The organism is Acidovorax sp. GW821-FHT11A03, from assembly GCF_058809075.1.
The window spans coordinates 59,476-84,369 of record NZ_JBXASG010000010.1; the positions used below are offsets into that span (position 1 = coordinate 59,476).

A 24,894-nucleotide genomic window follows, 5' to 3' on the forward strand; every position below is an offset into this window, starting at 1 on the left:
CACCCCCTCTTCTCCTGGACATGCACCACCCGTGACGGCACTCACCACCCTGGTCCTCGGCGGCTACGGCAACTTCGGCGCGCGCATCTGCCGCGCGCTGGCCGGCGACCCCGCCACGGCGGGCCACATGGTGCTGCTGGTGGCGGGCCGTGACGCGGCACGCGCCCAGGCGTTGGCCGGCACGCTCGGGCATGGAGCCCGGGGCGTGGCGCTGGACCACCAGGCACCCGGCCTGGCCGCCACGCTGCGCCAGTGGGGCGTGGGCCTGGTCATCCACACGGCCGGGCCGTTCCAGGCACAGGGCTACGGCGTGGCCCGGGCCGCCGCCGAGGCGGGGGCGCACTACGTCGACCTGGCCGACGGCCGCCGATTCGTGTGCGATTTCCCTGCCGCCATGCACGGCCCGTTCACCGCCGCGCAGCGCACGGCCGTCACGGGCGCCAGCACGGTGCCGGCGCTGTCCTCGGCCGTCATCGACCACCTGTGCGCGGGCTGGCAGCGCATCGACAGCATCGACATCTGCATCGCCCCCGCGCAGCGCGCGCCGCGCGGGCAGGCCACGCTGGCCGCGGTGCTGAGCTACTGCGGCCTGCCCATTCCCGTGTGGGAGGGCGGGCGCTGGCAGCCCCGGCGCGGCTGGGCGCAACCCAGCCGCGTCCAGTTCCACCGCCTGCGGCCGCGCCTGGGCGCGGTATGCGACATCCCGGACCTCGAGATTTTTCCCGCGCACTACCAGGCCACCGACCGCGTCACCTTCCGCGCCGCGCTGGAAGTCGGCCTAGCGCAGCGCACCTTCGCCGCCATCGCCGCGCTGCGCGGCTGGGGCATCCTGCCCCGCCCCGAGATGCTGGCGGGCCTGATGCACCACACCGGGGGCGTGCTCGATTTCCTGGGCACTCCGCTGGGGGGCATGGTGGTGCGCGCGGCGGGCACCGGTGCCCAGGGCCAGCCGTGCCGCCGGGCCTGGCACATCGCGGCAGACCACGACCACGGCCCCGAGATCCCCTGCATGGCCGCGATCCTGCTCGCCCGGCGGCTCGCCGCCGGGCATCCCCTGCCGACCGGCGCCCATACCAGCACCGGACTCCTCCCGCTGGAGGCCTTCGCCCCCGAATTCGCACGATGGGGCATGCAGACGGATGTGGTCGAGGAGCCCGCGCCACCATGATGGCGCCGCCGCAACACCGTCTGCTGCGCTACAGCCTGGTCGCGGTCTGGCTGGCCACCGCCTTCGCCAGCGTGTGGGAGCTCCACGGCCAGAGCCGCGAGCTGCTGGCGGGCCTGCCCAGGGCGTGGACCGACGGTGGTGCACCGTGGCTGCCCACCGCCCTCATCCTGGCCGGGGCCGCTGCCGACCTCGTGCTGGGGCTGTGGCTGGCGTTGCGCCCCGGGCGTTGCGCATATGCGGCCGCACTGCTTCTGATGGCCGCCATGACGCTGCTGGCCACGCTCATCCACCCCGCATGGTGGCTGCACCCCTTGGGGCCGCTCACCAAGAACCTGCCCATCGCCGCCATCCTGTGGGTGCTGCTGCAGGACACAACCACCTCGCCGCCCCCGCCATGAGCCTGTACCTCATCCTCAAGTGGATTCACATCGTCTCCAGCGTGCTGCTGGTGGGCACCGGGCTGGGCTCGGCGTTCTACCTCTTCTTCACCAACCGCAGCGGCAACGTGCAGGCGCAGGCCGTGGTCAGCCACCTCGTGGTGCGCGCCGACTGGTGGTTCACCACCCCCACGGTCTTCATCCAGCCGGCCACGGGGCTGGCGATGGCCGCGATGGCGGGCCTGCCGTGGAGCACGCCGTGGCTGGCCGCATCGCTCGTGCTCTACGCGGTGGCCGGTGCGTGCTGGGTGCCGGTGGTGTGGCTGCAATTGCGCATGCGCGACATGGCGGCGGAGGCGGCGCGCAGCGGCAGCGCCCCGCCCGCGCGGTACTGGCGCTATGCACGCCGGTGGGAGGCGCTGGGCTACCCCGCCTTCGCGGCCATGGCGGTGGTGTTCTACCTGATGGTGAACAAGCCCGCGCTGGCGTTCTGACTATCATCGCCCCATGCTCATAGAGACCCTGGACACGGCGCGCGACCTGGGGCGCCTGAAGGAAATTCTGGGTGTGATGGTGCGCCATGGCTTTGGCGACACCGTGCGCCGCCTCGGCCTGGCCGACAGGCTCGAACGCGCCGGCCAGGCCCTGCACTGGGCGCATGCCGCCGACCTGGCCCGCGTCGAGCCACCCGCCCAGGTGCGGCTGGCACTGGAAGAACTGGGGCCTGCGTTCGTGAAGTTCGGGCAGATCCTGGCGGGCCGCGCGGACCTCTTCGGCCCCGAGTGGATCGCCGAGTTTGAAAAGCTGCACAGCCAGGTGCCCGCCGTGCCCCTCGATGTGCTGCGCCCGCAACTGCGGGAAGACCTGGGGGCCGAGCCGGAAGAGGTGTTCGCCTGGTTCGACGCCACGCCGCTGGCCGCGGCCTCCATCGCGCAGGTGCACCGCGCGCGGCTGCGCGATGGCACCGAGGTGATCGTCAAGATCCGCCGCCCCGGCATTGCCGACACCATCCACGCCGACCTGCGCCTGCTGCTGCGCCTGGCCGCGCTGGCGGAGGCCGAACTGCCTGCGCTGAAGCCTTACCGGCCGCAGCAGCTGGTGCGCGAGTTCGCGCGCTCCCTGCGCCGCGAGCTGGACCTGGCCGGCGAATGCCGGCAGGCCGAGCGCATCGCGCTGAACCTGGCGCAGCTGCCCCACATCGTGATCCCGCGCGTGTACTGGGAGCACACCCGCGAGCGCCTGAATGTGCAGGACTTCATCGACGGAACGCCAGGCGGCGCGCTGGGGGCGCTGGTACCCGAAGCCGGATTCGACCGCTCGGTGCTCGCCCGGCGCGGCGCGCAGGCCGTGCTCAAGATGATCGTGGAGGATGGACTCTTCCATGCCGACCCGCATCCGGGCAACGTGTTCTACCTGCCGGGCAACCGCATTGCCTTCATCGACTTTGGCATGGTGGGCCGCCTGTCGCAGCGCCGGCGCGAAGAGCTGCTGCAGTTGCTGCTGGGCCTGGTGGAGCACCAGCCGCAGGCGGTGGCCGATGTGCTGCTGGACTGGACGGGCGACGAACACGGCGTCAACCTGGGCCAGCTGGAGACCGAGGTGGAGGCCTTCGTGGACCAGTACCACGGCGTGCCGCTGGCGCAGCTGAGCCTGGGCCAGATGCTGGCCGACGTGACCGCCATCCTGCGCGAACACCACCTGGGCCTGCCGGCGGACCTGGCGCTGCTGATCAAGGCCTTCATCTCCCTCGAAGGCATGGGCCGCAACCTGGACCCGGACTTCCACATGGCCACCGAGGCCCTGCCCCTGCTCCAGCAGGTGGCGCGCGACCGCTACCACCCCCGGGCGCTGGCGGGCCGCGCCTGGTGGACGCTGCGGCGCGCGCTATCGACCGTGGAGCAGTTGCCCGACGATGTCGCGCGGCTGCTGCGCAATGCGCGGCGCGGGCATTTTCAGGTGGGCATCGAGCTGGCCCACCTCAAGCGTGTGGGCGACCAGATCGACCGTTCGGCCAACCGGCTCGCGATGGCACTGGTGATTGCCGCGCTGATCATCGGCTCGTCCATCGTGATGACCGTCAAGGGCGGACCCACGCTGTTCGGCCTGCCGGCTTTCGGGTTTCTCGGATTCTTCGGCGCGGTGGTCTGCGGCCTGTGGCTGGTGCGCGCCATCTGGCGCAGCAGCCACCACCGCGACGACGACTGAACACGGCGGCCCCCGGCGGCACCGGAAAAAACACACGCCATGCCCACCCCACCAGGCGGGCGGGCATGGCGTGTGTACCCAGCAACCGCCGACCGACGCATTCGGATTCAGGTGTCAGGGCGGCCCGAACCCCAGCCGCCGCAGCACGGCCTGCGCCGCCGGTTGCCGCAGCGCGGTGGCAAACGCCTGCGCCGCAGCGGGGGCATCGGCGCGCACCGCCATGCCATAGGCGGCCCCCACCTGCAGCGCGGGGGGCAGTTGCACCACCCGCAAGCGCGGCACCTCGGCCTGCGCGGCCACCGCGTTCGTGCAATAGGTCAGAAACACATCGGCCTGGCGCTGGTCCATCACCCATGCGTAAGTGCCCCGGCCGGCGGGCGGCTTGGGCGAGTCCGCGCCCCCCGTGAGCTTCAGGGCCTTGGCATCCAGCTGGGCATAGGCGCCCGGCTGAATCTTGTCGGCCTGGCGGAACAGCGCCCAGGCGTAGTCGCCCGACGGGTCGGCCTTGGGCGTGGACGTGCCCACGCGCACGTCACTGCGCAGCAAGGTGGCCAGCAAGGTGCCGGGGGTGGCGCTGATCTGCTCGCTGGTCAGCGCACACAGCGCATTGCGCGTGAACACCACCGGCGCCCGCCATCCGCCCCGGGCCGCCAGGCGCTCGGGATGGTCGGTGTCGGCCGAGGCAAAGACCTGGGCCGCCTCGCCCTTCTCGATGCGCTCGCGCAGCAGGCCCGAGGCCCCGAAGGTCAGCGCCACCTTCTGGCCGGTGCGGGCTTCATGGTCGCGCGCGATCTCGGTGAAGGCCTCGCGCAGGCTGCCGGCGGCATAGACCTGCACGGGTGCCTTTTCAGCGCCCAAGGCCTCGGCAGCCACCGTGGAACAGCCCGCCAGCGGCAGGGCCAGCACACAAACCACGGCCGCGGCCAAGGCCGCCGTCCTCACGCGGTGCTCCATGGCGCGTTCTCACGGGGCTGCGTTCGGGAAGAACAGCTGCTCGCCGCCAATCTTGTAGCTGGCGATGGCGGCCTGACCCGCGGGCGACACCACCCAGTCCACGAACTTCTGCGCGTCCTGCGCCTTCACGTGCGGGTGTTTGGCGGGGTTCACCACCATCACGCCGTACTGGTTGAAAAGCTTGGTGTCGCCCTCGACCAGGATGGCCAGGTCGGCGCGGTTCTTGAAGTTGAGCCAGGTGCCCCGGTCGGCCAGCACGTAGGCGCCGCTCGATGCCGCGATGTTGAGCGCGGGCCCCATGCCGCAGCCGCATTCCTTGTAGCCGCTGCCCTTGGTGGCGTCGGCGCCCGCGAGCTTCCAGTAGCGCAGCTCGGCCGCGTGGGTGCCGCTCTTGTCGCCGCGCGAGATGAAGCCGCCGTTGGCCGCGGACAACTTCTGCAGGGCTTGCACGATGTCCTTGCCCTTGGTGCCCACCGGGTCGTTCCTGGGGCCGATCAGGATGAAGTCGTTGTACATCACGGGATAGCGCTTCACGCCCCAGCCATCGGCCACGAACTTTTCCTCGGCCGCCTGGTCGTGCACGAACAGCACGTCGGCATCGCCCCGGCGCGCCATGTCCAGCGCCTGCCCCGTGCCCAGCGCCACCACCTTGGTATCGAGCCCGGTGGCCTTCTTGAACTCGGGCAGCAGGTAGCCGAACAGGCCCGACTGCTCCGTGGAGGTGGTGGACGCCATGGTGATGCTCTGCGCAAACGCGGAACCAGACGCTACCAAAACAATAGCTACCAGCGCTTTGGGTACCGGCGCTGCAGCGCGAAAAGGCTTGAAACTCGTCATACCAGCTCTCCTTTGACAAACAGACGGGCGGCCTCCGGCAGGGGGCCGTTGAAGAAATCGTGCACCGGCAGGTCGGCCACCAGGCGGCCATGCTCCATGTAGATCACGCGGCTGGCCAGGCGCTTGACCTGGCCCAGGTTGTGGCTGCTGAACACCATGGTCACGGGGTGCGCCGGGCCTGCCGCGCTGTGGCTGGCGGCAAAGTCGGCCATCAGGGCCTCGACCTCGCGCTTGGCATGCGGGTCGAGGCTGGCGGTGGGTTCGTCCAGCAGCAGCACGTCGGGCCGCAGCGCCCAGGCGCGGGCCAGCGCCACGCGTTGCTGCTGCCCCCCCGACAGGGTGCGCGCGTTCTGCGCGGCGATGTCCCGCAGCCCCACGCGCTGCAGCGCCGTGAGCGCCGTGACTCGCGCATCGCGCCACCGCACGCCCCGCAGCCACAGGGCCAGCGCCACGTTGTTCCGTGCGCTGGTGCGCAGCATGTGCGGGCGCTGGAACAGCATGGCCTGGCGCAGCGCGGCATCGCACTGCAGGCCGCCCCCGCTGGCATCGGCCAGGCCGTTGAGCACGCGCAGCAGCGTGCTTTTGCCGCTGCCGTTGGCGCCCACCAGCGCCACGCGCTCGCCGGGGGTGATGCGCAGCGTGACACGGTCCAGCGCCTGCACGTGGCCGTAGCGCACGGTCACCTGGCGCAGGTCGACCCAGGGGTTTGCCAAGGGCCCGCTCATGCCGCCACCCCCACGGGGGTGCTGGAGGCAGAGCCGTCCACCCGTTCGCGCCAGCGGCGCACCAGGGCGATCAGCACATTGAGCGCCAGCACCACGGCCAGCAGGATGATGCCCAGCGCCAGCGCCAGGGGCAGGTCGCCCTTGCTGGTCTCCAGGGCGATGGCGGTGGTCATCACGCGCGTGAAGCCGTCGATGTTGCCGCCCACGATCATCACCGCGCCCACCTCCGAGATCGCGCGGCCAAACGATGCCAGCAGCACCGTCAGCAGGGCGTAGCGCTCGTCCCACGCCAGCAGCAGGGCGCGCAGCAGCGGGCCCGCGCCCATGGAGCGCAGCTGTTCGCCATGCGCGCGCTCGGCATCCTCCACGACCTGGCGCGTGAGCGCCGTGACCACCGGCAACACCAGGATGGCCTGCGCCAGCACCATGGCCTTGAAGCTGAACAGCCAGCCCAGCGAGCCCAGCGGCCCGCTGCGCGAGAGCACCAGGTACACCACCAGCCCCACCACCACCGACGGCACCGCCAGCAAGGTGTTGAGCACCGCCAGCGCGGCGCCGCGCCCGGCGAAGCGGGCCACGCCCAGCCAGGCGCCCAGCACCAGGCCCACGCCACAGGCAAGAAGGCATGCGGTGGCGCTGACCGACAGGGAGCGGCCCACGATGGTCCACAGGACGGGGTCGGACGAGAGAGTGAGTTGCAGCGCTGTGCTCGCGCTTTCCGAGAGTGTGGACATGGGTTCGGCTATCGTAGGCACCCAACCAATATCCAGCGATATGAACTCCCGTGCATAGGGTCCAACTTCACTACACACTCAGCCGCGATGCCGGCAACGCGCTGATCCGCAACCCGCTGCCCGAACTGCTGCAGGCGGTGGCGGAGCACGGGTCCATCTCCGGCGCGGCGCGGGGGCTGGGCCTGTCCTACCGCCACGTCTGGGGGGCCCTCAAGCGCTGGGAGGACCAGCTGGGCGGCGAACTCATCATCTGGGGCAAGGGCCAGTCGGCGCAACTCAGCGAGTTCGGCGCCAAGCTGCTGTGGGCGGAGCGGCAGGCCCAGGCACGGCTCGCGCCGCAGATCGCCGCGCTGCACGCCGACCTGGAACGCGCATTCGCCGTGGCCTTCGACCCCCACGCCCATGTGCTCACCCTGTACGCCAGCCATGACGACGCTCTGGCCGCGCTGCGCGCCCATGCCGCGGCGCACGGCGGAACGGGCGCGCTGCATCTGGACATCCGCTTCACCGGCAGCGTGGATGCCATCCGCGCGTTGAACGAAGGGCGCTGCACGCTGGCGGGCTTTCACACCGTGGACAACGCCAAGGCGGACTCCCTGACGGCACGCACCTACCAGCCCCTGCTGCAGCCCGGGCTGCACAAGATCATCGGCTTTGCCCAGCGCACCCAGGGCCTCATCGTCGCACCCGGCAATCCGCTGGCGCTGCACGGCCTGGACGACATCGCCCGCACCGGGGCCCGCTTCGTGAACCGGCCGCTGGGCACCGGCACGCGCGTGCTGCTCGACGACCTGCTCGCGCAAGCCGGGATCGGGGCTACTTCCATCGCGGGCTATGCGCTCAACGAACCCTCTCACACGGCGGTGGCGCAGGCCGTGGCCGCGGGTGCCGCGGACGTGGGCATGGGTATCGAGCTGGCCGCGCGGGCGCGCGGACTGGGCTTCGTGCCGCTGGTGCACGAGCGCTACCACCTGGCATGCCTCAAGGCCAGCCTGGACCAGCCCGCCACGCAGGCGCTGCGCGCGCTGCTGCAGACCCCCGAATGGCTGGAGCGGCTGGGGGCCCTGCCGGGCTACACCCCCCTGCACTGCGGCGAAGTCCTGGCCATGAGCACCGTGCTGCCCTGGTGGCGCTTTGCCCGCTCCAAGCGCCGGGCACGCGCCACGGCCTGAGGGACGGAAGGGGCCCGGGAGTCCGCTGAAGCGACTCCGAAGCCACAGGAGGCATGGGCAGCAGGCCGCCCGCCGGGAGACGGCGCGGTGGGCTGACACCGGAGAAAAAAGGCAGGAGAAAGAGGGGCAGGCACCCGCCCCCTGAGGAAAACCCCATGTCCGCGCGTCAGGCTTTCTTCAGCGGCGAAGGGGTAGGATGCGCGTTACTTTCGGACACCCGTTGGGATATTGCTGCGCGCCGTGCAGGCCGCGGCCATGCCCCAGGGCCCAGCAGCGCATTGGGCTCGCCCCTTTTTTATACTCTCAGGAGACACCAAGTGTCAGCACTACTCAAATTAGCCTTGGGCATGGACTGGATTTCCGGCAAGCTCAGCAAGGTGGCCACGTGGACCGTCCTGGCCGCGGCGCTCATCTCGGCAGGCAACGCCTTCATCCGCTATGGCCTGGACCTCAGCTCCAACGCCTGGCTGGAGATCCAGTGGTACCTGTTCGCCGCCACCGTGATGCTGGGCGCCCCGTTCGTCCTCATGCTCAATGAGCACGTGCGCGTCGACATCATCTACGGCAAGCTGCGCGGCAACAAGCAGGTGTATGTCGATATCGCGGGCCTGGTGGTGTTTCTGCTGCCCGCCATGCTGCTGATCGCCTACCTGAGCTGGCCGCTGTTCACCCGTGCCTTCTTCTCGGGCGAAATGTCGGGCAATGCGGGGGGGTTGATCCGCTGGCCCGCCATCCTGCTCATGCCGATCGGTTTTTCACTGATGTTCCTGCAGGGTCTGGCCGAGATCATCAAGCGCGTGGCCTATCTGCGCGGCATCTACCAGATGAGCACCCACTACGAGAAACCGGTTCAGTAATCCGGCCCGCAAGCGCCGAACCATGAACCCGTGGTGCCGCTGAGCTGCGAAGCCCGCCGCGCCACGCTCTCAATTCCGGATTTTCAGGAACAACAAAATGCAAATGGAAAACTTTGCCCCGATCATGTTCGCGGGCTTGGTGGTGGTGATGCTGATCGGCTTCCCCGTCGCCTTCTCGCTGGCCGCGCTGGGGCTGGCCTCGGGCTTCTTCGCCATCGAGATGGGCTGGTTCCCCGCCGTCTTCATGGCCAACCTGCCCATCAATATCTTCGGGATCCTGAGCAACGAGCTTTTGCTGGCCATTCCGTTCTTCACCTTCATGGGCGCCATCCTCGAGAAATGCGGCCTGGCCGAAGACATGCTCGACTCCATGGGCCAGCTCTTCGGCACCGTGCGCGGCGGCCTGGGCTACTCGGTGATCATCGTGGGCTTCATCCTGGGGGCCATCACCGGCACGGTGGCGGGCCAGGTGATCGCCATGGCGCTCATCTCACTGCCCGTCATGATCCGCTATGGCTACAACATGCGCTACGCCACCGGCGTGCTGGCCGCCTCGGGCACCATCACGCAGCTGGTGCCGCCCTCGCTCGTGCTGATCGTGATGGCCGACCAGCTGGGACGCTCGGTGGGTGACATGTACCGCGGCGCCTGGGGTCCCTCCATCCTGCAGGTGCTGATCTTCGCGGGCTACACGTTCATGCTGGGCGTCTTCAAGCCCCACTACCTGCCGGGCATCCCGAAGGAAGCGCGCACCATGTCGGGCGCCAAGCTGTGGCTCAAGTGCCTGCGCGGCATCATCCCGTCGGCCCTGCTGATCTTCGCCGTGCTGGGCTCCATGGGCGGCCTGCCTGGCATCGACACCGCCATTGCGACGCCGACCGAGGCGGGCGCCATGGGCGTGGTGGGCGCCATGGTCCTGGCCGCGATCCACAAGCGCCTGACGCTGGCCCTGATGTGGGAAGCCATGCAGGGCACCATGCGCCTGACCGCCATGGTGGTGTTCATCCTGATCGGTGCACGCGTGTTCTCGATGGTGTTCCAGGGCGTGGACGGTGCCAAGTGGGTCGAACACATGCTCTCGGGCCTGCCCGGCGGCCAGATCGGCTTCCTGATCGCGGTGAACCTGTTCATCTTCTTCCTGGCGTTCTTCCTCGACTTCTTCGAGATCGCCTTCATCATCCTGCCCATGCTGGGCCCCGTGGCCGACAAGCTGGGCATCGACCTGATCTGGTTCGGCGTGCTGCTGTGCGTGAACATGCAGACGAGCTTCATGCACCCGCCCTTCGGTTTCGCGCTTTTCTACCTGCGGGGTATCGCCAACACGCTCTTCAAGGAAGGCCGCATTCCCAAGCCCGTGCTGTCCAGCGACATCTACATGGGCGCGATTCCCTGGGTGATCATGCAGCTGCTGCTGGTGACCATCGTGATCTTCGTGCCACAGACGGTGACCATGTTCCTGCCCAAACAGGAGATCATCGACACCGACAAGGTCCAGATCGAGGTGCCGACCGATGACCTGATGCGCTCGGAAGCCACGCCCGATGCGGGCGGAGAAACCGCCGGCGAGAACCCTTTCGGCAACGCCCCGGCTGAAGCAGCGTCGGAACCGGCAAAGTAATTGAAGCGCGCCGCGATATTTGAGCCGCTGGAACTGAGATAAATGTCCCGGGCGGCCTCTTTCGCACCGCGAAAGGAAATTGCAAAGTCTAAGCCTCTGCGGCGAGCGCCCGGGGCACAAACGCGGGCTCCCACGTAGCCAGTGCCTCGTCTTGGGGCTCCTGACGCCGGGTGCCAGCGTCCAGACCGGCGAGCACAAGCCCGAACAAGCGCAGGCCCATGGGTGCCAGGGTATTGCGCCACAGCGTCTCAGGGGTGTCCCCGGGCCTGATCCAGCACCATTCCTGCGCCGCTATCGGCCCCGTGTCGGCCCCATCGTCCAGCCAGTAGGCTGTCCCCCCCGTGATGTGGTCTCCCATGTGGATGGCCCACCGAACAGCGTCCCGGCCTCTGTGGCGCGGCAACAGGCTCGGGTGATAGCCCAGTGCCCCGTACCGCGCCTTTGCCCGCGCCTCGGCCGTCACGAATACGTGGGCATGGGCGCACAGGATCATGTCGACGCCAGAGGGCACCCATTCACCGGTAAGGCGCCGGGGCACCTGGCAGACCGGGATGCCCTCGGCCGTGGCCAGGGCCGCCAGGCGGTCATCCGTGCGGGGGGCGCTGACGGCCACCACATCGTCGCCGCGCGCCAGGCACAGGCGCAGCACCTCGGCCGCCAGCCACTTTTGGCCCACGATCATCACGCGCATGGCGCCTCCCCCAGATAGCGGAAGCCCTGAACAGCGCGGAAGTGGCCGCCATAGCCCGTTCCAGTGGAAGTGGCGCCGTTGCGGTCGACCGAACGCTGCATGCTGGCCCGGCTGCGCGTCTTGCTTTGACCAGTCAAAACCGCCGAAACCTGCGTCCACCTGGCCGACCGCCGCAGGGCGCTGGCCAGACCGGGGTGGCTGGTATGAAACAAGGTCGGCATAGGCCGTCCGTACCGGTTGGCGCCCGTGCGCCACAGCTCGCACACGGCGTCCAGGAAGCGCAGGCCCACGCCCGCGCCCTGCCATTCGGGCATGACGACCAGGCGGCAGGCCCGCGCCTCGGTGCTGGTGCGGGTGCTCACGGCCACGTGGGCTACGAGCTGGCCGTCCACCGTCGCAACGTAGTTTGTCGAAGCGATCATGCGGGGCAGCTTCAGATAGTGATGCGGCTCAAAGGCCGCCCAATGCTCCCAGTTGCACTGCCACAGGTCGACGTCGATGCGCGGCCGTCGCCGAAGCAACCCCCGTTGAAACTGGCCCGTGGCGGTGTCGAACACCCAGTCCGGCTGCACCCAGTCGAGGATGTCGTAGTGGCAGCTCAGGAGCACCGCCTGGCCGCTGGTGCGGCGCCAGGCCTTGGCGAAGGCCCCGGCCCCGATGCGGGCGATCTGGCGGTCCACCACGCTGGAGAACTCGTCCAGCACGGCCCGGCCGGGCGCCTCGGCGATCAGCCTGGCCAGGTTGGCCCGGAACTGCTCGCCGTTGGAAAGCACGCTGTACGGCCTCAGCCAGGTGGGAACGCTGCCCAGGCCCACACTTGAGAGCGCGGCCGCCACCTCATCGAAACCGCCGCCCGGTTTGATGGCGTCGATGATGGGTTGGCTCTCGGGCCAGGCGGGCGAATAGATCGACCCCTGTCCCCACAGGGCTCGGCCCATGCTGGTCTTGCCGCTGCCGCTGGGGCCGACGATCACCCCGATCTGCCAGGGCGCGCTATCGAGGTCGAGGTCCGCCTCGAGCTGGAAGTTTGCCCCGCTCTCCACGTTGAACAGGGATTTGACGCGGGCGGCGCGGTAGCTGCTGAAGTCGTCGCAGCGGTGGTGTACGGCGACCTTCATACGCACACCACCTTGGGCGCCATGCCCAGTTTGACCAGACGCGCGTAGCGGCGCTGCTGCTCGGCCTCGTCCTTGCACGGCACGACCAGGCCGAATTGAGGCTTGTACTTGAAGCCGTTTTCACCTTTCCGGCGTGGTGCCGGTACTTTCGTTTCTTGGGTAGCCATTGGATTGCCCCTGAGGGTCAGGCGCTCGATTGCGCGCTTGTGGGGGGCTCGCGGCCCTCAAGGTGTTGAGCGCCCCGCAGCGGGGGCACTTGATGACAAGGCGGATGTACTCGCCTACGCCAAGTTTGCGGCTGCAATTGCCGCACCTGATTTCTTCCATTTGCAAGCCTGTTTCTCTGTATGAAAACGCTGATAAGCTCGACCCGCTCTCGCGAGGGTGGCGGGTCTTGCCTGGCTTGCAGGATTGCTCTGCATGTTGGGGGCTTGGCCAGGTGTTACAGCACCTGGCCAGGTCGCCCGTCTTTTTTCTGTCCTGCCCTCCTAGATCACGTCTACGAACACGGGCAAATCAGGGGCCGACCCCTGGATCACCCCTTCCTGAACAAACACCTTGCCGCTGCCCGAGGTCTCTCCCCGAGCGCGGATCTGGCCGCCGCCTGGCAGCTCCAGCACGGCAACCCCATCGGCCACGGACACCACCGTCGCGATCTGCACGCGGCCGGGGGCGAGCAGCTCCTTGAGCTGACCAAAAACGTTATGCATGGCTGGCGACCTCCAGGCTTTGGGTCAACACAGGAAACTGCTGGCTGACGCCCGTGGACCGAACCAGGCCGAACCGAAGCGCGCCAAGATCATCGACATAGCGCAGCTTCGTCCCCGGCTTGATGATTCCTGTCGCGGGGAGCACCGGCATCGTGATCTTCTGCGCGAGGGCACGGCCCGACTCCGACAGCTCGGCCCGGGCGCGCTGCTTTGCCGCGCCAATGGTGGTGATCAATGGATGGGTCACCATGGGCTGCTTGAGCATGTCGCCCGCAGTGCCGTTGCGCGTCAAGTCGGCCGTGATGCCGCCCGCCTGGCCGCTCACGAAAATCCGGTTGTAGCCCGGCTGGTCGATCACCTCGACCTCCTCGGACTCACCAATACCTGCGGGCAGTTCGATATCTGGCGCCATGCCCGCCCACTCCCACCACGGCGCGGGCCAGCTCGGCAGCACACGCAGGATGGGCTCGGTGTCGTGGGGCTGCAGGTAGCCCCCGACGCTGCCCGCGATGTCGGCCAACGCGCTGATGTAGGTGCCCTGGTGCATCCACACGCCCCCGGGCACCAGCCAGTCCGAAAGCTGGAAGTCCACAGACCAGCCAAAGCCCACGCCGTTGACAGTCAGCACCTCTGTCATGAGCTGATGGGCCGTGCGGTCCAGGGCGCTGCCAAACGTCTGCACCGCCGCGTGCGGGGCATCCAGCACAGCGGCCTTGCCCCGGCCCCGGGCCGTGACCATGTGCTCGGGCAAGCGACGGCTGCGGCCGACGGTCTCTGACATCAGCCGGAAGGGCTGGCCGTTCACGCGCACCTCCAGCTCGACGGGGCCGGTGACCAGGCTGGGCGTCACGGCCTCGCGCGCCGAGGCCATGAAGGCCGCAGACCACGACCAGGTCCACGAGTTGCGGTCCAACTGCATGCTGAAGGCTTCGCTGGGCAGCGGATCGCCCGCGAGATCGTCCGCACGGCGAATCTCGATACTGTTCACCACGATATAGCTCCTACGCGGCAGGATGACGACGGTTGCGGGCGGCAGAACCTGCCCCGGCCTCTGGCACACGAACACCAACTTGCCGTCGCCCAGGGCGAGGTCCGTGAACACCAGCCGCCCCACCGTGGCAGGGTCATAGCAGGGCTCATGGGGCGGATCAATGGGCGGCACGGTGGAGACACCTGCAGGCGGGCGTTGTGCCTCCTGCCAGTGCGTGCGCAGCACCTGGCGGATGTGCACGCCATCGCTCCAGCGGCCGACCACTGCGTGCCGCACTGGCAAGCCCTGCTGCCAATGCGAAGCAAGGCCCGCGCGCAGGCGCTCGCTCTCCTGCCAGGCCGAGAGCACCGCACCACGGCGGCGGGTGCCTTCCTGCCAGGCAGACACCACCGAAGCGCGCACGCGGTGGCTTTCCTCCCAATGCGAAACAAGGCCCGCGCGCAGGCGGATGCCCTCTTGCCACGCGGCCACGGCACCAGCCCGCAGGCGCTCGCTCTCTTCCCAATGCGTGCTGACCGCGCTGGCCAGGGGCTTTCCGTCCTGCCAGGTTGACTGCACGGCCGCGCGCACAGGCGCACCGTTCTGCCAGGCCGTGGCGACGCCTGCAGCGATGGGGCGCGCCTCTTGCCAGCAGACCTCCACCTCGGCGCGCAGGCCCCGGCTGACGTTCGCATCCCAAGCCAGGCCGATGGTCCCGTCAAGCCCGGGCAGGTCAGCGTCGAAACTGAGCCGGGAGCCCGCGCGCAGCGTGAGCGTGCCCAGGCCGGGCAGATCGCCGTCGACCGTAAATACCGCGTCCGGGATAACCTCGCCGCCGTCCGACTCGCCGAAGACCAAACGGCCCGTGCCATCGGCGGGTGCTGTGAAGACAAGCTTGCCGTCAATGTCCACATCGTTACCCCAGCAGAGATGGCGCGGCCAGCGCCACGACGCCGCCCGCGTAAATGATCATCGTGCCTGTGCCAGCAAGCTTGAACGGTCCAGCGCCTGCTTCGTTGGTCACTGCGCCGCCAGCAATGGGCGCACCCGCCCCGTTGCACCACTCGGCCCAGGTGGGCGTGCCGGTCACGGCAACCAGGTCATTGACGGCGGCGGGCATGAACTGGATGCGCCCTTCGGCCGTGATCGTTCCGCACGGCTGCGCGAGGGTGCGCACGCCCAGCACGGTACCGCCCTGGACGTCGTACAGCTTGATGGATGAAGGCCCGCCCACGTCGGCCAGGTCAATGCTGGCCTGATTGCGCGCTGCGCGGTGTTCTGGCGTGATGATCATGGAACCTCCACGGCCATCACCGCGCCCGCGCCTGTCGCCTTGTGGTTGCGCAGCGGGTCAATGCCCACGGCGATGTACTCCACGCCCAGCTCCAGCCCGGTCGCTGTGTAGTAGCCCGCAGCATCGCTCCAGCCCTCCCACGCCTTGTAGCCGTCGGCCTGGCGCAGCAGCCAGATGCGGCCCATAGCGAACGGTGATTCGGGCGAAGACGGTGTGGCCTTGAACATCACGCGGCTGGAGATCACGCCCGTGGTGCTTCGCAGTTGGCGGTAGTCCTGGCGCGCCGAAGACGGCGTGGACAGCAACTGTGCTCCTGCGAAGCGCTCTTGTGCCCGACCTTGCACATACCCGGGCGTCGGGAGCGGTACAAGCAGACTCGACACGTCGCGAGCAGCTACCCCCAGCACGATGTATGTGTTGTTGATCCAGTCGCCCGATACGATGCTGAGCGCGAAACTGAGCGATGGCATCCATGTCGCGCCGCCATCGTCCGACGCATCAAGCTTCACGTCCGCGAGATTCCGAGGCAGCCAGGCAGTGCTCGCGGAACAGCGAATCCGGATCTGTCGCACATCAACCGGCGCCGTGTGCGTGTACCAGATGCTCGCGGGAAACTGTGATGCTGCGTTGGCCCAGTCCGTTGCGAGGTTCTTGTCAAAAGCGCTCGCCGCGCCATACCCCGCGCCATATGAGCTGTTCGCCGCTGCCGTGCCGCCGACAGAGAGGTCGGCGCCCGCCTGATCAAGGAACGCCACTTCGGTCAGTTGCAGATATATCCCACCTTGGGACGCGGCAAAAGTCAGGCGCCAGGTCTTGTGAGTCCCCATGGACTATCTCCAGGGTCCGGTGATGTCAATGAACGCGATCCCCTGCGGCGGGGTCGAGTACGAAGAAGCACAGCCCACCGCGTACATTGTGCGGCCGGCCCACTCGCCAGCTCCGGGCACGAGATCACCCGGGGTCACAAGTGCTACGACCCCGGAGTGAGGTACATACGCCACCCCAGGAATCACGGAGCGGATTCCGTCTGTCGTGCCGCGCAAAAACATCCTGCTCAACCGGAGCTTTCCGTCCGCAGGCGCCGCGCCCGGCGCGATGTAGTCATTGGTGCCGGAGAACGTATTTGCCATCCCCGTGAAAGGCCAGACTTGTACCAGTGTCGCGCCCCCAATAGCCGCGAGGGCCCGCGCGCACACTGTGAAACTTGCAGTGAACAGTCCAGCACTACCGCCCGACAGCGCGCCGTTGTCGATCGTGCCCTGCGACGATCCTGTCACTGAAAGAAACGTCGCCCAGGGGTCGCCCCCGGGTGCCGCCGCAATGCCTTCCCCAAAGCCCCGAACATTGCTTGTCCGGTACGTGGCGCTGCCCGGCGTTCCGGCTTCATGGGCCCACAAAATGGCACGCGAGTCGGCTGCGTATACGTAGCGCACCGCGACCGCGTTTGCTGCTGACGACTTGTGAAAATATCCCCCGCCTGCGATCTGCGCGTCGGTCGGGTAGCGGCCCACCCCGGTATTGACATCGCTCATCGACTCATAGGCCACGACCCGGGCCGAGATCGTGCCCGTATCGTCGACGCGCAGATAGTGCCCGCTCGATTGCACGTCGGTGCTTCTAAAAGCCGCGAGGTTGGCACCCGCGAAGGCTTTTACCCAATTGCCGACTGGGGCATACCGGATGCTGATCGTCGTGCCAGTGGTTGCCACACCATCGGGCGCATTTGTCTCGAAGGAGATCGCGTTGTTGGTGTGCGAGAGCACGCGCGCTTCGCCATTGAGCGCGGCCGGTGTTGTCACGCCGCCGACAAGCACGATGGCATGGTCTTCAAAGTACATGCCTTCGGGCAGTTGGGCCGTGCCAACACCGTTGGAGACCGACACGCTGATCGCGTTGACTGCGCCCCAGCCGTTGATAAGAAAAGTCTCCAGCGCGGAAATGAACGTGCCTGCAGTGCCGCTGACAACTGGCGCGCCGCGCATCGTGTTGGTGATCCATTTAACTGGGTAGGTGAAGGCCATATCGAATCCTCAGAATCAGGTGAAAGAGCTGTCAGGCGCGCGGGCCGAGTCGCCGCGCTGGACGATCCACGCAGAGTCATCCAGGCCCGCAGGAGAGCCGGGCTGAGTGCAACGCACGCAGTCAATCGCGGCCTCCGCGCCGATGGTGTCGATGAAGAGCACATTTCCCGCGACCCAGCCGCCGCCCCAGCCAGCAGAGGGCACGGTCATGTAGGGCGTCCCGGCCGCAGCGTTGATCGGAGAAAAGTCTTGATTGATGTTCCCGGATGCGATCTGCCCGAGGTGCTGACCGATCAGGTCGAAGACCTGCCCATCCGCCCGAAACCGCAATGCCCACCTCTCTGTGATCGCGCCCCGATTTGTGACAACGATTGGGTTTTGGTCCTTGGCAAACGAAGCCGTGGCTTCGCCTTTTGCGGGGTCCACCCCGTCGTACCATGCCGTGCCGCTCCAGCTCGCCTGGTCGTAAACGCGGGAGACCCGGGCGAAGCGGTCGCCAAAGCGCAGCGCGGTCGAGAACACAGCGCCCACGGGGAACGCATAGCCCACAGGCTGCGTGAGTCGCACTTTGCCGTCGATGCGCACCTCTGCGATCTGGCGGTACACCTCTGTGCGGCCGAGTACTTTCACGCCGCCTGCAGGGTAGCCCGTGAGGTCAGCAAAGGTCACAGTGCCCGCGTCGAGATCGGAGGTGAAGCCTGTATAAATCTCTGCGGCAGTGGCGGCATCAATGACTTGCACGAACGACAGCCGCTCGTGGCCCAGGTCGTAGACCATGCCCACGGTGGGCACGAATGCCACGCCGCCATGCTCCACCCCCACTACGCATGTGTCGCCCGCCCGGGCATAGGCGACACGGCCGTCTGCGGGCAGCGCGGCGGGGTCCAGCCCCATGAGGGTCACGTCCACAGGCAGATAGATGAAGCTGACTGCGGAATAGCGCAGCGTCGTCGGGTCCACAGGCCACGGCCGCCAGATCCGGCCTGGCTGCACAGCGCCGACGTCTGCAGCGCTGTACCACCATTCGGCCTTGTCAGCCGCAGTCAGATCGGCATCAAGAACGAAGTCGCCGAACTGCAGTTCCACGCCGCCGCGCGAGAACTCAACTTTGCCCCGCATGTGATTGCCAGTGATGTTGCCCTGCGCGTCCACGTTGGCCGTGAGCGTGTCGCCCTTGAGGTCCACCACGGACAGCACGAAGCCGCCAGGGCCTGGGCGCAGGGGCGCCATGTCCGTGCTGAAGAACAGCGAGGCGGTGCTCCATTGGCCTTTTTGAGTCCACAGGCTGAGCAACTGAAAATCTCCGGGCCCGGTGCCAGCGACGATCCAGTCTGTCATCCGGGCGATCCCCGCTGCATAGTCCACCCGGCCGCTGGCAAAGCCCGCCGAGATGTCGGTGCGGTCGCGGTACATCACGCCTTCGAAGTCTGAAAAGATGTGGCCCATCCAGCGAAACTGCACCGAACCGGGCACGATGGATTCCGACGTGTACGGGCACAGGTCAATGACGATCTCGGGCACTTCGAGAGACTGCGTGCGCGCCATGGGTGCACTGGCTCCCACGCGGTAGCGCGCGAGCACGCTGCTCGCTGCAAGCACTTCTTCGCCGACTGAGGCTGTGCCGTATTCGCCACCCTTGCGGGCATTGGTGTTGCTGCTGGCCTCGCCGTCGCCCACCGTGCGTTCAAACTCTTTTGCGTCGTCGAAGTCGCTCTTGTAGGAGCTGGTGGAGCGGTCAAACGAAACCACTTTGAGCTGCACCGTCTTGCCCACGTAGTTGACCGTGCCCCGGCCGTTTGCGAGATTGCCCGCGCCGTCGTCCGTGACTGTGCGCAGCGCGACCATCCGGCCGTCATTGGTAGAGCCGATTTCTTCACTGTCGGTCGCGCTGTTGCCGTTCGTCGTTTTGATCGTGAACGGGCGCTGAACGTATCGAATTGCCATGCTGTTTTTCCTCAGGAAGAACGGGGCCAGTTGACGCCACCACCGCCACCGCCCGGGGGCGACGGCTCGTAGTACTCGGGAACGCTGCGAATCGTGTACGTGACGTCGGTGTTCTTGGTTGCCGTCGTGGTGGTCAGCTTGCTGCCGCTCGTGTTGCTGGTCGAGCGCGAGGTGGCCCACTGAATCGCCAAGGTGCCTGCTGCTGGCTGCTGTGCCAGGTTCAAAGTGATGTAGCCGCCCGCATCGGGGCCGCCGGGCACCAGCATCTCGGTGACAATCGCGTCGACCTGGCACTCCACGAGCAGCTCGGCGCCGGCGTCCGGCATCAGCGTCGGCCGCAGCAGCACGCTGCGGCTTGGGTAGTCCACAACGCCCGTCGCGGCCCCAGTAAGGCCGCCTGTGCCGTTGTCCGTCACGGTGCGCAGGACACCGCCGCTCAGGTACTTCACAGAGAGTGAGCCCGGGACGATCCGGTCCCACTGGTCATCGCTCTCGATCATGAAAGCGAACTCCGGCGCGCGCACCTGGGCGCCCTGGCCCGACCGGTCCGTGTAGGCCAGGCGGGTGCCGTGCGTGATCGCGATCGCGCTGCCGATGTCGGGCAGGAACTTGAGCGTGTAGTTCACGGCCCCGGTGAGGTAGCTCACCGCGCCGCCGCCCGAGCCCACCAGGCGGCCCGTGCCGTCGTCATAGATCGTGTAGCGGGCGCCCATGGACCAGTAGTCGATGAATACAGCTCCAGGCTCCGGCAGCGGACGGAGCTGGTCCACGTAGACAAGGCCCGCGTTTTCTTCGCCGATCTTGACGCGCTTTGTGTGCGGAGTAATGCCGACCTCGACTTTGCGCGGCACCGTAGCGAGGGTGAGTGTCTGCCGCGCGCTGGGGCGCTGATCAACGGTGGCAGACTCGGTACGGCTGTTCGGCACGATCTGTGTCGTGATGCTGTTGACCTGCAGCCATGTGTCGGTGAGCTGCGTTGCTACCGTCAGGCGGCCCGCGCCGTAGAACATGCCGGTGTCGCTGTAGACCGTCTCGCGCAGCGCGGTCTTTGCCGCTTGCCGGGCGTAGGTGCGTGTGGGCGGCGAGCCTGGGAAGTCGAACAGCAAACCGTCGAAAAGCTCGCAGCTTGTCACCTGGGCTTCAAAGTCGATGAGCGCATTGCCGATTACCTCGGAGAACATCCGGGTCTCGGTGGTCACAGCTTTGATCTTGATGCGCTGGCGGCGCTCCCCGGCCTGGCCCTCCAGGTAGACGAGGACATAGGTGCGGCCGATGGTGGGCGGCTTCGATCCCGGGCGCTGCAGGAGCGTCACGGAACGCATCGTCACGAAGTGGTTTTCCAGCAGATAGCCGGACCACTCAGAGCCCGGCGACATGCCCGCTTCAATGCGGCGCGCGATGTCGGCGCGGGTAGCAAACGGGTCTTTGAGCGAGAGCAGCGTGACCGAGACATTGGGGTCTGCCGGAGGCTTCGCCAGGATCACATTGGAGCCGGTCAACGCGGCGCGGTCGGTGTTGCGCAGCAGGCCGAAGATTTGATAGATCTCGACGCGGCCGACAGTGCGCGTTTCCTCCGAGATGTCCGGGAAAATCTCATTTGACCGGCCCGAGGTGAGCAACTGGGCAGACGGCGGCCCGCCACCTTCGGGCACGTCGGCCATGTTGGCCGAGCGTGCCAATCGGATGTCGCCAGCAAGTAGTGGCATAGGGTCAAACCTCCAGGAATTTAAAGAAGGGGCGGTACAGGGTTTCCGCGTCGTGCTCGCCGTCCAACAGCTTCCAAACCGGCGCAGCAGTGAAGCCAGCGCCCTGGCCGGTGTCAAAGCACACATCGCGGGCTTGGCCACGGATGACCAAGCTGAAAACGGCACCAGGCAGCGCGTGCCAGGCCTGGAGCTGGGCGCACAGCGCCCGGCCTATCCATGCTTGGGATTCGCGGCCATCCAGCGTGATCGGGCGGCCCGCCTGGCGCTTGCCGACGTGAACTTGCATTGCGCCCGTGGTACCCCAGCGCACGGCAGTCACTACAGGCGTCCACTCGAATTCGTCGATCCACAGCAGGCGGTCGGGCAGGTCCAGCGTCATGCTGCCCAGGGTGAGAGCGATCATTGGAAAACCCCTTTGCCTGCAGCCAGGTCACGCAGCAGCTGTTCGGTGGTGGACTGGCTCTCTGCGTCCGCGTGGGCGATGCGTGCCGTCCGGCCGCCAGGCAGCGTGATGTTGGAGACGTAGGTGGTGGTGCCGCCCGATTCCGAGCGGCTGTCATTGCCGGTGCCGGTGCCCGTGCTGATACCGCTGCCCGAGGAGCGCGAGCCGCTATCTGAGCCTGTGCCGCTGGGGTCAGGCTTGCCGTCCGTGGTGCCGCCCTTACCGCGCTTGCGGCCCGAAGTTGAGTCCTCATCTTCGGCGTCTTTTTTGCGCTGGCTTTCCTCGGCCATCATGGCCTCAAGTTCCGCCTTCGCCCGTTCGTAGGCTTTCTTGACCGCGTTGGCTTCAGCAAAGCCCTCTTTCGATGTTGGGCCGCCGTACTTCCAATACTGCTCAGAGCGAACCCCGAGCTGGTAGACCTCTTCGGCCTTCTTGTTGCCGACCATGTTGTCGCCGAAGAGGCGGGCCACTTCGGCGTCGATGTACTCCTGTTGAACGGCCACGTTGCCGGTGTGCGTCTGCCGCGACTTCTCTATGGCGTCGGAGCTTTCTTCAAATGACCCGAGCCGATGCTTGTCGTACAGATCCTGCACGCTGGCGGCCGCAGCGGTTGCCGCTTGCCCGTGACGCCCTAGGGCCCGGGTCATCGAGTCGATGCCACCGACTGCGCGACCTGCCTCCGTACCCAGCGACCGGTGGACATCGGCGAGATCCTTCAGGCCCTTCGCCGTTACCTCGGCGATCTCGGCCTCCTTGATCTTGACGCGGGCGGCCTTTTCGGCGGCGTCCAGCTCCAGACGCTTGACCTCGGTGAGCTGGTCGGTGGCCACCAGTTCGGCCCGCTTCGCCGCGACCGTGGCCAGTGCGGCCTCAGCCTCGGCGCGCTTAGCCTTCGCAGAGAGTTCGGCAAGCTGAATCTCCAGCTTTCGGAGTTCGTTCGCGGCGCGCGTGGCCCCCGCTTCATCGCCCTTCGCACGGGCGACTTCAAGGATTGCGCGTTGCTGCGCAATGGCAAGCTGGACAACCGACGCTTCCACGTCGATTCCGGCCCGTTGGGCATTTGCTTTGGCTTCGATCGCTCGCACTTGGTCAGCCAGCGCATCGCGGTACAGCAGCGCTGCGCGGCCCGCCTCGTTTTCTGCTTCCTTGAATTCGCGGGTTGTGGCTAGCCCCGCCTCCTTTGCCGCGCGCAATTCTTCCAGTTTGGCCCGCGCCTTTTCATAGGCATCCCGCAGCTCGTCAACCCGGCCGCTGTTGTCGCGCGCGGCCTCCGCCTCCGCACGGGTCTGCTCTGCAAGCAGGCGGCTGGCTCCGGCCTGGGCCACGGCCTTATCTGTTTCTTGCTGGCGCAGTGCAACCTGTTTCTCCAGCTCGGCGAGTTGCTTGGTCTTGGCCTCATCCACCACCGCGAGCTGTGCGGTCTCATCTTTGAGGGCTTGCAGCTCCGCCTGCATGGTGGCGAGCTCCTGCAGCTTGAGGGCGGCGAGCTTCTCGGCCTCTGCCGCGTTAGCGGCAGCGGCGGCGGCCTGGGCCTTGCGCTGCTCGGTCTCGGTGCCGAACGCGTTGGCCAGGGCCACGGCTGCTTTGCCCTCCGCATCCCGGGCAAGCACGCTCTTTTCCTGGGCGGCAATCTGTTCCACGACGGATTCGCGCACGATGCGATAGCCGTTTTGCAGCTTCACGAAGTCGCTGGCCCCGGCCAGGGCGGCGGCGCTGACCGCACCGGTCTTGTTGGCCAGCTCTTGCTGCGCGAGGGCGGTGATGACCGCCTGGTCTCCGCTGTTCTTCAGGGAGTTGCGCAGCGTTTCGTTGTGCTGCGCCGCCTTCAGAATCTTGTCGTTGGCTTCCTTCTCGATGTCCGCGAAAGCCTGTTTCAGGCCGGAGAAGTCCCAGTTTGCGATGGCCGCGAGAACAACGCCAATACTCTTGCCAGCCGCTACCAGGCCAGCGTCCAGACCCACGATGGCGCCTTGCGCGATCTCCGCGCCTTTCTTGAGCGCCGTGAGCCCACCGGCCTCACCAATATTCGCCGCCATGTCGGTGACGGCGTTATTGATGTTGGTGATTTCCTGGGTCAGTGTCTGGGCAGCGGGCGCGCTGCCGTACAAGTCATTCAGGCCTTTGGTAAGGGCGGGGAACAAGTCGCTGGCGGCGACCTTGCCTTCTTCGACCAGCTTGATGAGTTCGGCCGTCGTGATGCCCAGGCCCTTGGCCACCGCGTTGAGTGCGCCGGGCAATGCCTCGCCGAGCTGGCCGCGCAGCTCCTCCATTTGCACCGTGCCCTTGCTGGCGATCTGTGCAACCGCCTGCAGGGCGAGCGAGGTCTCAGCGCTGCTCTTGCCAGCCTTGCCCATGGCCGTGGCCACGGCTTCGAACACCTGGCGTGTCGGCTCGCCTTCCACGGCGGTGCCCTTTGTCGCGGCCGAAAGGCTCAGGAACGCACGCCCCACGTCGTTGACATCGGCGCCGATCCGCGATGCCACCGTGCGGACGTATTCCAGCTCCTTGCCCGCCTTGGTGGCGTCACCGGTGACGGCCGTCAGCCCGCTGCGCAGCTGCTCCATCTGGGCAGCCGCGGTGACCAGCTCACGGAAGCTGAAAGCAACGCCCAATGCGCCCGCCATCTGGCCAAGCAAGCCAGTCAGGGCCGATACACGCCCGCCGAGCTGGTCCGTAGCACCCGCGCTGCTGCGATGGGCGGTACCCAATTCCCGGGCGCGCTGCGCAGCCTGATCGGCGGCGGCGGCTTCCACCCGCAGTGCCCGGGCATGGTTCTCGGCGGCCTGCAGCTCTGCTGCGTGGGCCGCGTTGAGCGGGCCAATGGCGGCGAGTTCGTCCCGGCGTGCGGTGGTCGCCTGCTGGGTCGCAGTGGCCTCGGCGCGCTTGGCGCGGGCGACCAGGCCGAGCTGGTCGGCTTCGATCTGGGCCAGGGCGTTCCTGGCGCGGGCGGCGGCGGCCTCATCGCCCTTGGCCTGCGCTGCCTGCAGGCGGGCTTGTTGCTCCGCCTGGCTGGCGGCGAGGTGCTGGCGCTGGAGCTCGATCTCGGACTGTTCGACCAGCAGCCCGGCTTTGATAGCGCGCGTCTTGTCGTCAACGGCCTTTGAAAGGTCCGATATCTCGGTCCCGGCCTTGTCGGCCGATGCCTGCAACTTGTCCACGCCCGCACCGGCCGTGGTCGCTGCGGTGCCGAGATCCTTGGTGGCGTCCTCGGTGGTGTCGAGCGTCTTGTTGAACTTCTCCAGCCCGTCGCCATTGACGCGGACTGTGTAGTCAATCTTGTTCTCGTTGGCCATGCTGTGTGGGGGGTGGACGTAGAAAGGGCCGCACACCGCCCAAGCGGCTGGCGGCCCT

General features: G+C 67.4%; 24 protein-coding genes. 7 read left to right on the forward strand and 17 right to left on the reverse strand.

Features of this window, described 5'->3' with window-relative positions; all coding sequences use genetic code 11:
* The first annotated feature begins 31 nt into the window (after window positions 1-31).
* The 4 genes from AC1RVY_RS22885 to AC1RVY_RS22900 are packed head-to-tail and all read left to right on the forward strand — an operon-like array spanning window position 32 to window position 3,750.
* The gene (locus AC1RVY_RS22885; protein ID WP_492808315.1) at window positions 32-1,168 is read left to right on the forward strand and encodes a saccharopine dehydrogenase family protein; all 1,137 of its coding nucleotides are present in this window, start codon (window positions 32-34) and stop codon (window positions 1,166-1,168) included.
* Window positions 1,168-1,566 carry a DoxX-like family protein gene (locus AC1RVY_RS22890; RefSeq protein ID WP_218294431.1) on the forward strand — a complete coding sequence of 133 codons (399 nt, stop codon included), beginning with the start codon at window positions 1,168-1,170 and terminating at the stop codon, window positions 1,564-1,566. The genes AC1RVY_RS22885 and AC1RVY_RS22890 overlap by 1 nt, the downstream gene beginning before the upstream one ends.
* On the forward strand, window positions 1,563-2,039 hold the full coding sequence (locus AC1RVY_RS22895; RefSeq protein ID WP_218293786.1) for a DUF2269 family protein: 477 nt from the start codon (window positions 1,563-1,565) through the stop codon (window positions 2,037-2,039). Before AC1RVY_RS22890 ends, AC1RVY_RS22895 begins: the two co-directional genes overlap by 4 nt.
* A 13-nt stretch (window positions 2,040-2,052) precedes the next feature.
* Window positions 2,053-3,750, forward strand: a complete 1,698-nt coding sequence (locus tag AC1RVY_RS22900) for an ABC1 kinase family protein (RefSeq protein ID WP_218293784.1) — start codon at window positions 2,053-2,055, stop codon at window positions 3,748-3,750.
* A gap of 114 nt (window positions 3,751-3,864) precedes the next feature.
* On the opposite strand, the gene AC1RVY_RS22905 is transcribed toward AC1RVY_RS22900, so the two are convergent.
* Genes AC1RVY_RS22905 through AC1RVY_RS22920 form a run of 4 tightly spaced genes read right to left on the reverse strand, consistent with a single transcriptional unit; the run spans window position 3,865 to window position 7,000 of the window.
* Window positions 3,865-4,704, reverse strand: coding sequence for a molybdate ABC transporter substrate-binding protein (locus tag AC1RVY_RS22905; RefSeq protein WP_218293782.1), 840 nt, complete (start codon window positions 4,702-4,704; stop codon window positions 3,865-3,867).
* A gap of 9 nt (window positions 4,705-4,713) precedes the next feature.
* Complete coding sequence (locus tag AC1RVY_RS22910; RefSeq protein WP_492808317.1) at window positions 4,714-5,541, reverse strand: ABC transporter substrate-binding protein; 828 nt, start codon at window positions 5,539-5,541, stop codon at window positions 4,714-4,716.
* Window positions 5,538-6,266 carry an ABC transporter ATP-binding protein gene (locus AC1RVY_RS22915; RefSeq protein WP_218341672.1) on the reverse strand — a complete coding sequence of 243 codons (729 nt, stop codon included), beginning with the start codon at window positions 6,264-6,266 and terminating at the stop codon, window positions 5,538-5,540. The genes AC1RVY_RS22910 and AC1RVY_RS22915 overlap by 4 nt, the downstream gene beginning before the upstream one ends.
* Window positions 6,263-7,000, reverse strand: a complete 738-nt coding sequence (locus AC1RVY_RS22920; RefSeq protein ID WP_218293776.1) for an ABC transporter permease — start codon at window positions 6,998-7,000, stop codon at window positions 6,263-6,265. Before AC1RVY_RS22920 ends, AC1RVY_RS22915 begins: the two co-directional genes overlap by 4 nt.
* A gap of 50 nt (window positions 7,001-7,050) precedes the next feature.
* On the opposite strand from AC1RVY_RS22920, the gene AC1RVY_RS22925 reads away from it, so the two are divergent.
* The 3 genes from AC1RVY_RS22925 to AC1RVY_RS22935 all read left to right on the forward strand — a co-directional run bounded on the left by AC1RVY_RS22925 (window position 7,051) and on the right by AC1RVY_RS22935 (window position 10,647).
* On the forward strand, window positions 7,051-8,172 hold the full coding sequence (locus AC1RVY_RS22925; RefSeq protein WP_492808319.1) for a substrate-binding domain-containing protein: 1,122 nt from the start codon (window positions 7,051-7,053) through the stop codon (window positions 8,170-8,172).
* A gap of 317 nt (window positions 8,173-8,489) precedes the next feature.
* Window positions 8,490-9,029 carry a TRAP transporter small permease subunit gene (locus AC1RVY_RS22930; RefSeq protein WP_218293772.1) on the forward strand — a complete coding sequence of 180 codons (540 nt, stop codon included), beginning with the start codon at window positions 8,490-8,492 and terminating at the stop codon, window positions 9,027-9,029.
* 97 nt (window positions 9,030-9,126) lie between these two features.
* Entirely contained in the window at window positions 9,127-10,647 is a 1,521-nt protein-coding gene (locus AC1RVY_RS22935; RefSeq protein WP_218293771.1) for a TRAP transporter large permease, read from the forward strand.
* An 88-nt stretch (window positions 10,648-10,735) separates the two neighbouring features.
* Here AC1RVY_RS22935 and AC1RVY_RS22940 read toward each other — a convergent pair whose 3' ends face one another.
* From AC1RVY_RS22940 to AC1RVY_RS23000, 13 genes are all read right to left on the reverse strand, one after another.
* On the reverse strand, window positions 10,736-11,338 hold the full coding sequence (locus AC1RVY_RS22940; protein ID WP_492808322.1) for a formyltransferase family protein: 603 nt from the start codon (window positions 11,336-11,338) through the stop codon (window positions 10,736-10,738).
* A complete protein-coding gene (locus AC1RVY_RS22945) occupies window positions 11,329-12,456 on the reverse strand; it encodes a GNAT family N-acetyltransferase (protein ID WP_492808323.1) in 1,128 nt (375 codons plus the stop codon). Before AC1RVY_RS22945 ends, AC1RVY_RS22940 begins: the two co-directional genes overlap by 10 nt.
* On the reverse strand, window positions 12,453-12,623 hold the full coding sequence (locus tag AC1RVY_RS22950) for a hypothetical protein (RefSeq protein WP_492808325.1): 171 nt from the start codon (window positions 12,621-12,623) through the stop codon (window positions 12,453-12,455). Before AC1RVY_RS22950 ends, AC1RVY_RS22945 begins: the two co-directional genes overlap by 4 nt.
* Window positions 12,577-12,783 carry a Com family DNA-binding transcriptional regulator gene (locus AC1RVY_RS22955; protein WP_492808618.1) on the reverse strand — a complete coding sequence of 69 codons (207 nt, stop codon included), beginning with the start codon at window positions 12,781-12,783 and terminating at the stop codon, window positions 12,577-12,579. The genes AC1RVY_RS22950 and AC1RVY_RS22955 overlap by 47 nt, the downstream gene beginning before the upstream one ends.
* A 161-nt stretch (window positions 12,784-12,944) precedes the next feature.
* Window positions 12,945-13,166: a hypothetical protein gene (locus tag AC1RVY_RS22960; RefSeq protein WP_492808326.1), complete on the reverse strand. Its 222-nt coding sequence runs from the start codon at window positions 13,164-13,166 to the stop codon at window positions 12,945-12,947.
* Complete coding sequence (locus AC1RVY_RS22965) at window positions 13,159-15,048, reverse strand: hypothetical protein (protein ID WP_492808327.1); 1,890 nt, start codon at window positions 15,046-15,048, stop codon at window positions 13,159-13,161. The genes AC1RVY_RS22960 and AC1RVY_RS22965 overlap by 8 nt, the downstream gene beginning before the upstream one ends.
* A 4-nt stretch (window positions 15,049-15,052) precedes the next feature.
* The gene (locus AC1RVY_RS22970) at window positions 15,053-15,430 is read right to left on the reverse strand and encodes a hypothetical protein (RefSeq protein WP_492808329.1); all 378 of its coding nucleotides are present in this window, start codon (window positions 15,428-15,430) and stop codon (window positions 15,053-15,055) included.
* Entirely contained in the window at window positions 15,427-16,257 is an 831-nt protein-coding gene (locus tag AC1RVY_RS22975) for a hypothetical protein (protein ID WP_492808331.1), read from the reverse strand. The genes AC1RVY_RS22970 and AC1RVY_RS22975 overlap by 4 nt, the downstream gene beginning before the upstream one ends.
* A 3-nt stretch (window positions 16,258-16,260) precedes the next feature.
* Complete coding sequence (locus AC1RVY_RS22980) at window positions 16,261-17,451, reverse strand: hypothetical protein (RefSeq protein ID WP_492808333.1); 1,191 nt, start codon at window positions 17,449-17,451, stop codon at window positions 16,261-16,263.
* Between the two features lie 15 nt (window positions 17,452-17,466).
* Entirely contained in the window at window positions 17,467-19,395 is a 1,929-nt protein-coding gene (locus AC1RVY_RS22985; protein ID WP_492808334.1) for a hypothetical protein, read from the reverse strand.
* A gap of 11 nt (window positions 19,396-19,406) precedes the next feature.
* The gene (locus AC1RVY_RS22990; protein WP_492808335.1) at window positions 19,407-21,101 is read right to left on the reverse strand and encodes a hypothetical protein; all 1,695 of its coding nucleotides are present in this window, start codon (window positions 21,099-21,101) and stop codon (window positions 19,407-19,409) included.
* A 4-nt stretch (window positions 21,102-21,105) separates the two neighbouring features.
* On the reverse strand, window positions 21,106-21,504 hold the full coding sequence (locus AC1RVY_RS22995; RefSeq protein ID WP_492808337.1) for a hypothetical protein: 399 nt from the start codon (window positions 21,502-21,504) through the stop codon (window positions 21,106-21,108).
* On the reverse strand, window positions 21,501-24,836 hold the full coding sequence (locus AC1RVY_RS23000) for a tape measure protein (protein WP_492808339.1): 3,336 nt from the start codon (window positions 24,834-24,836) through the stop codon (window positions 21,501-21,503). Before AC1RVY_RS23000 ends, AC1RVY_RS22995 begins: the two co-directional genes overlap by 4 nt.
* Window positions 24,837-24,894 lie beyond the last annotated feature (58 nt).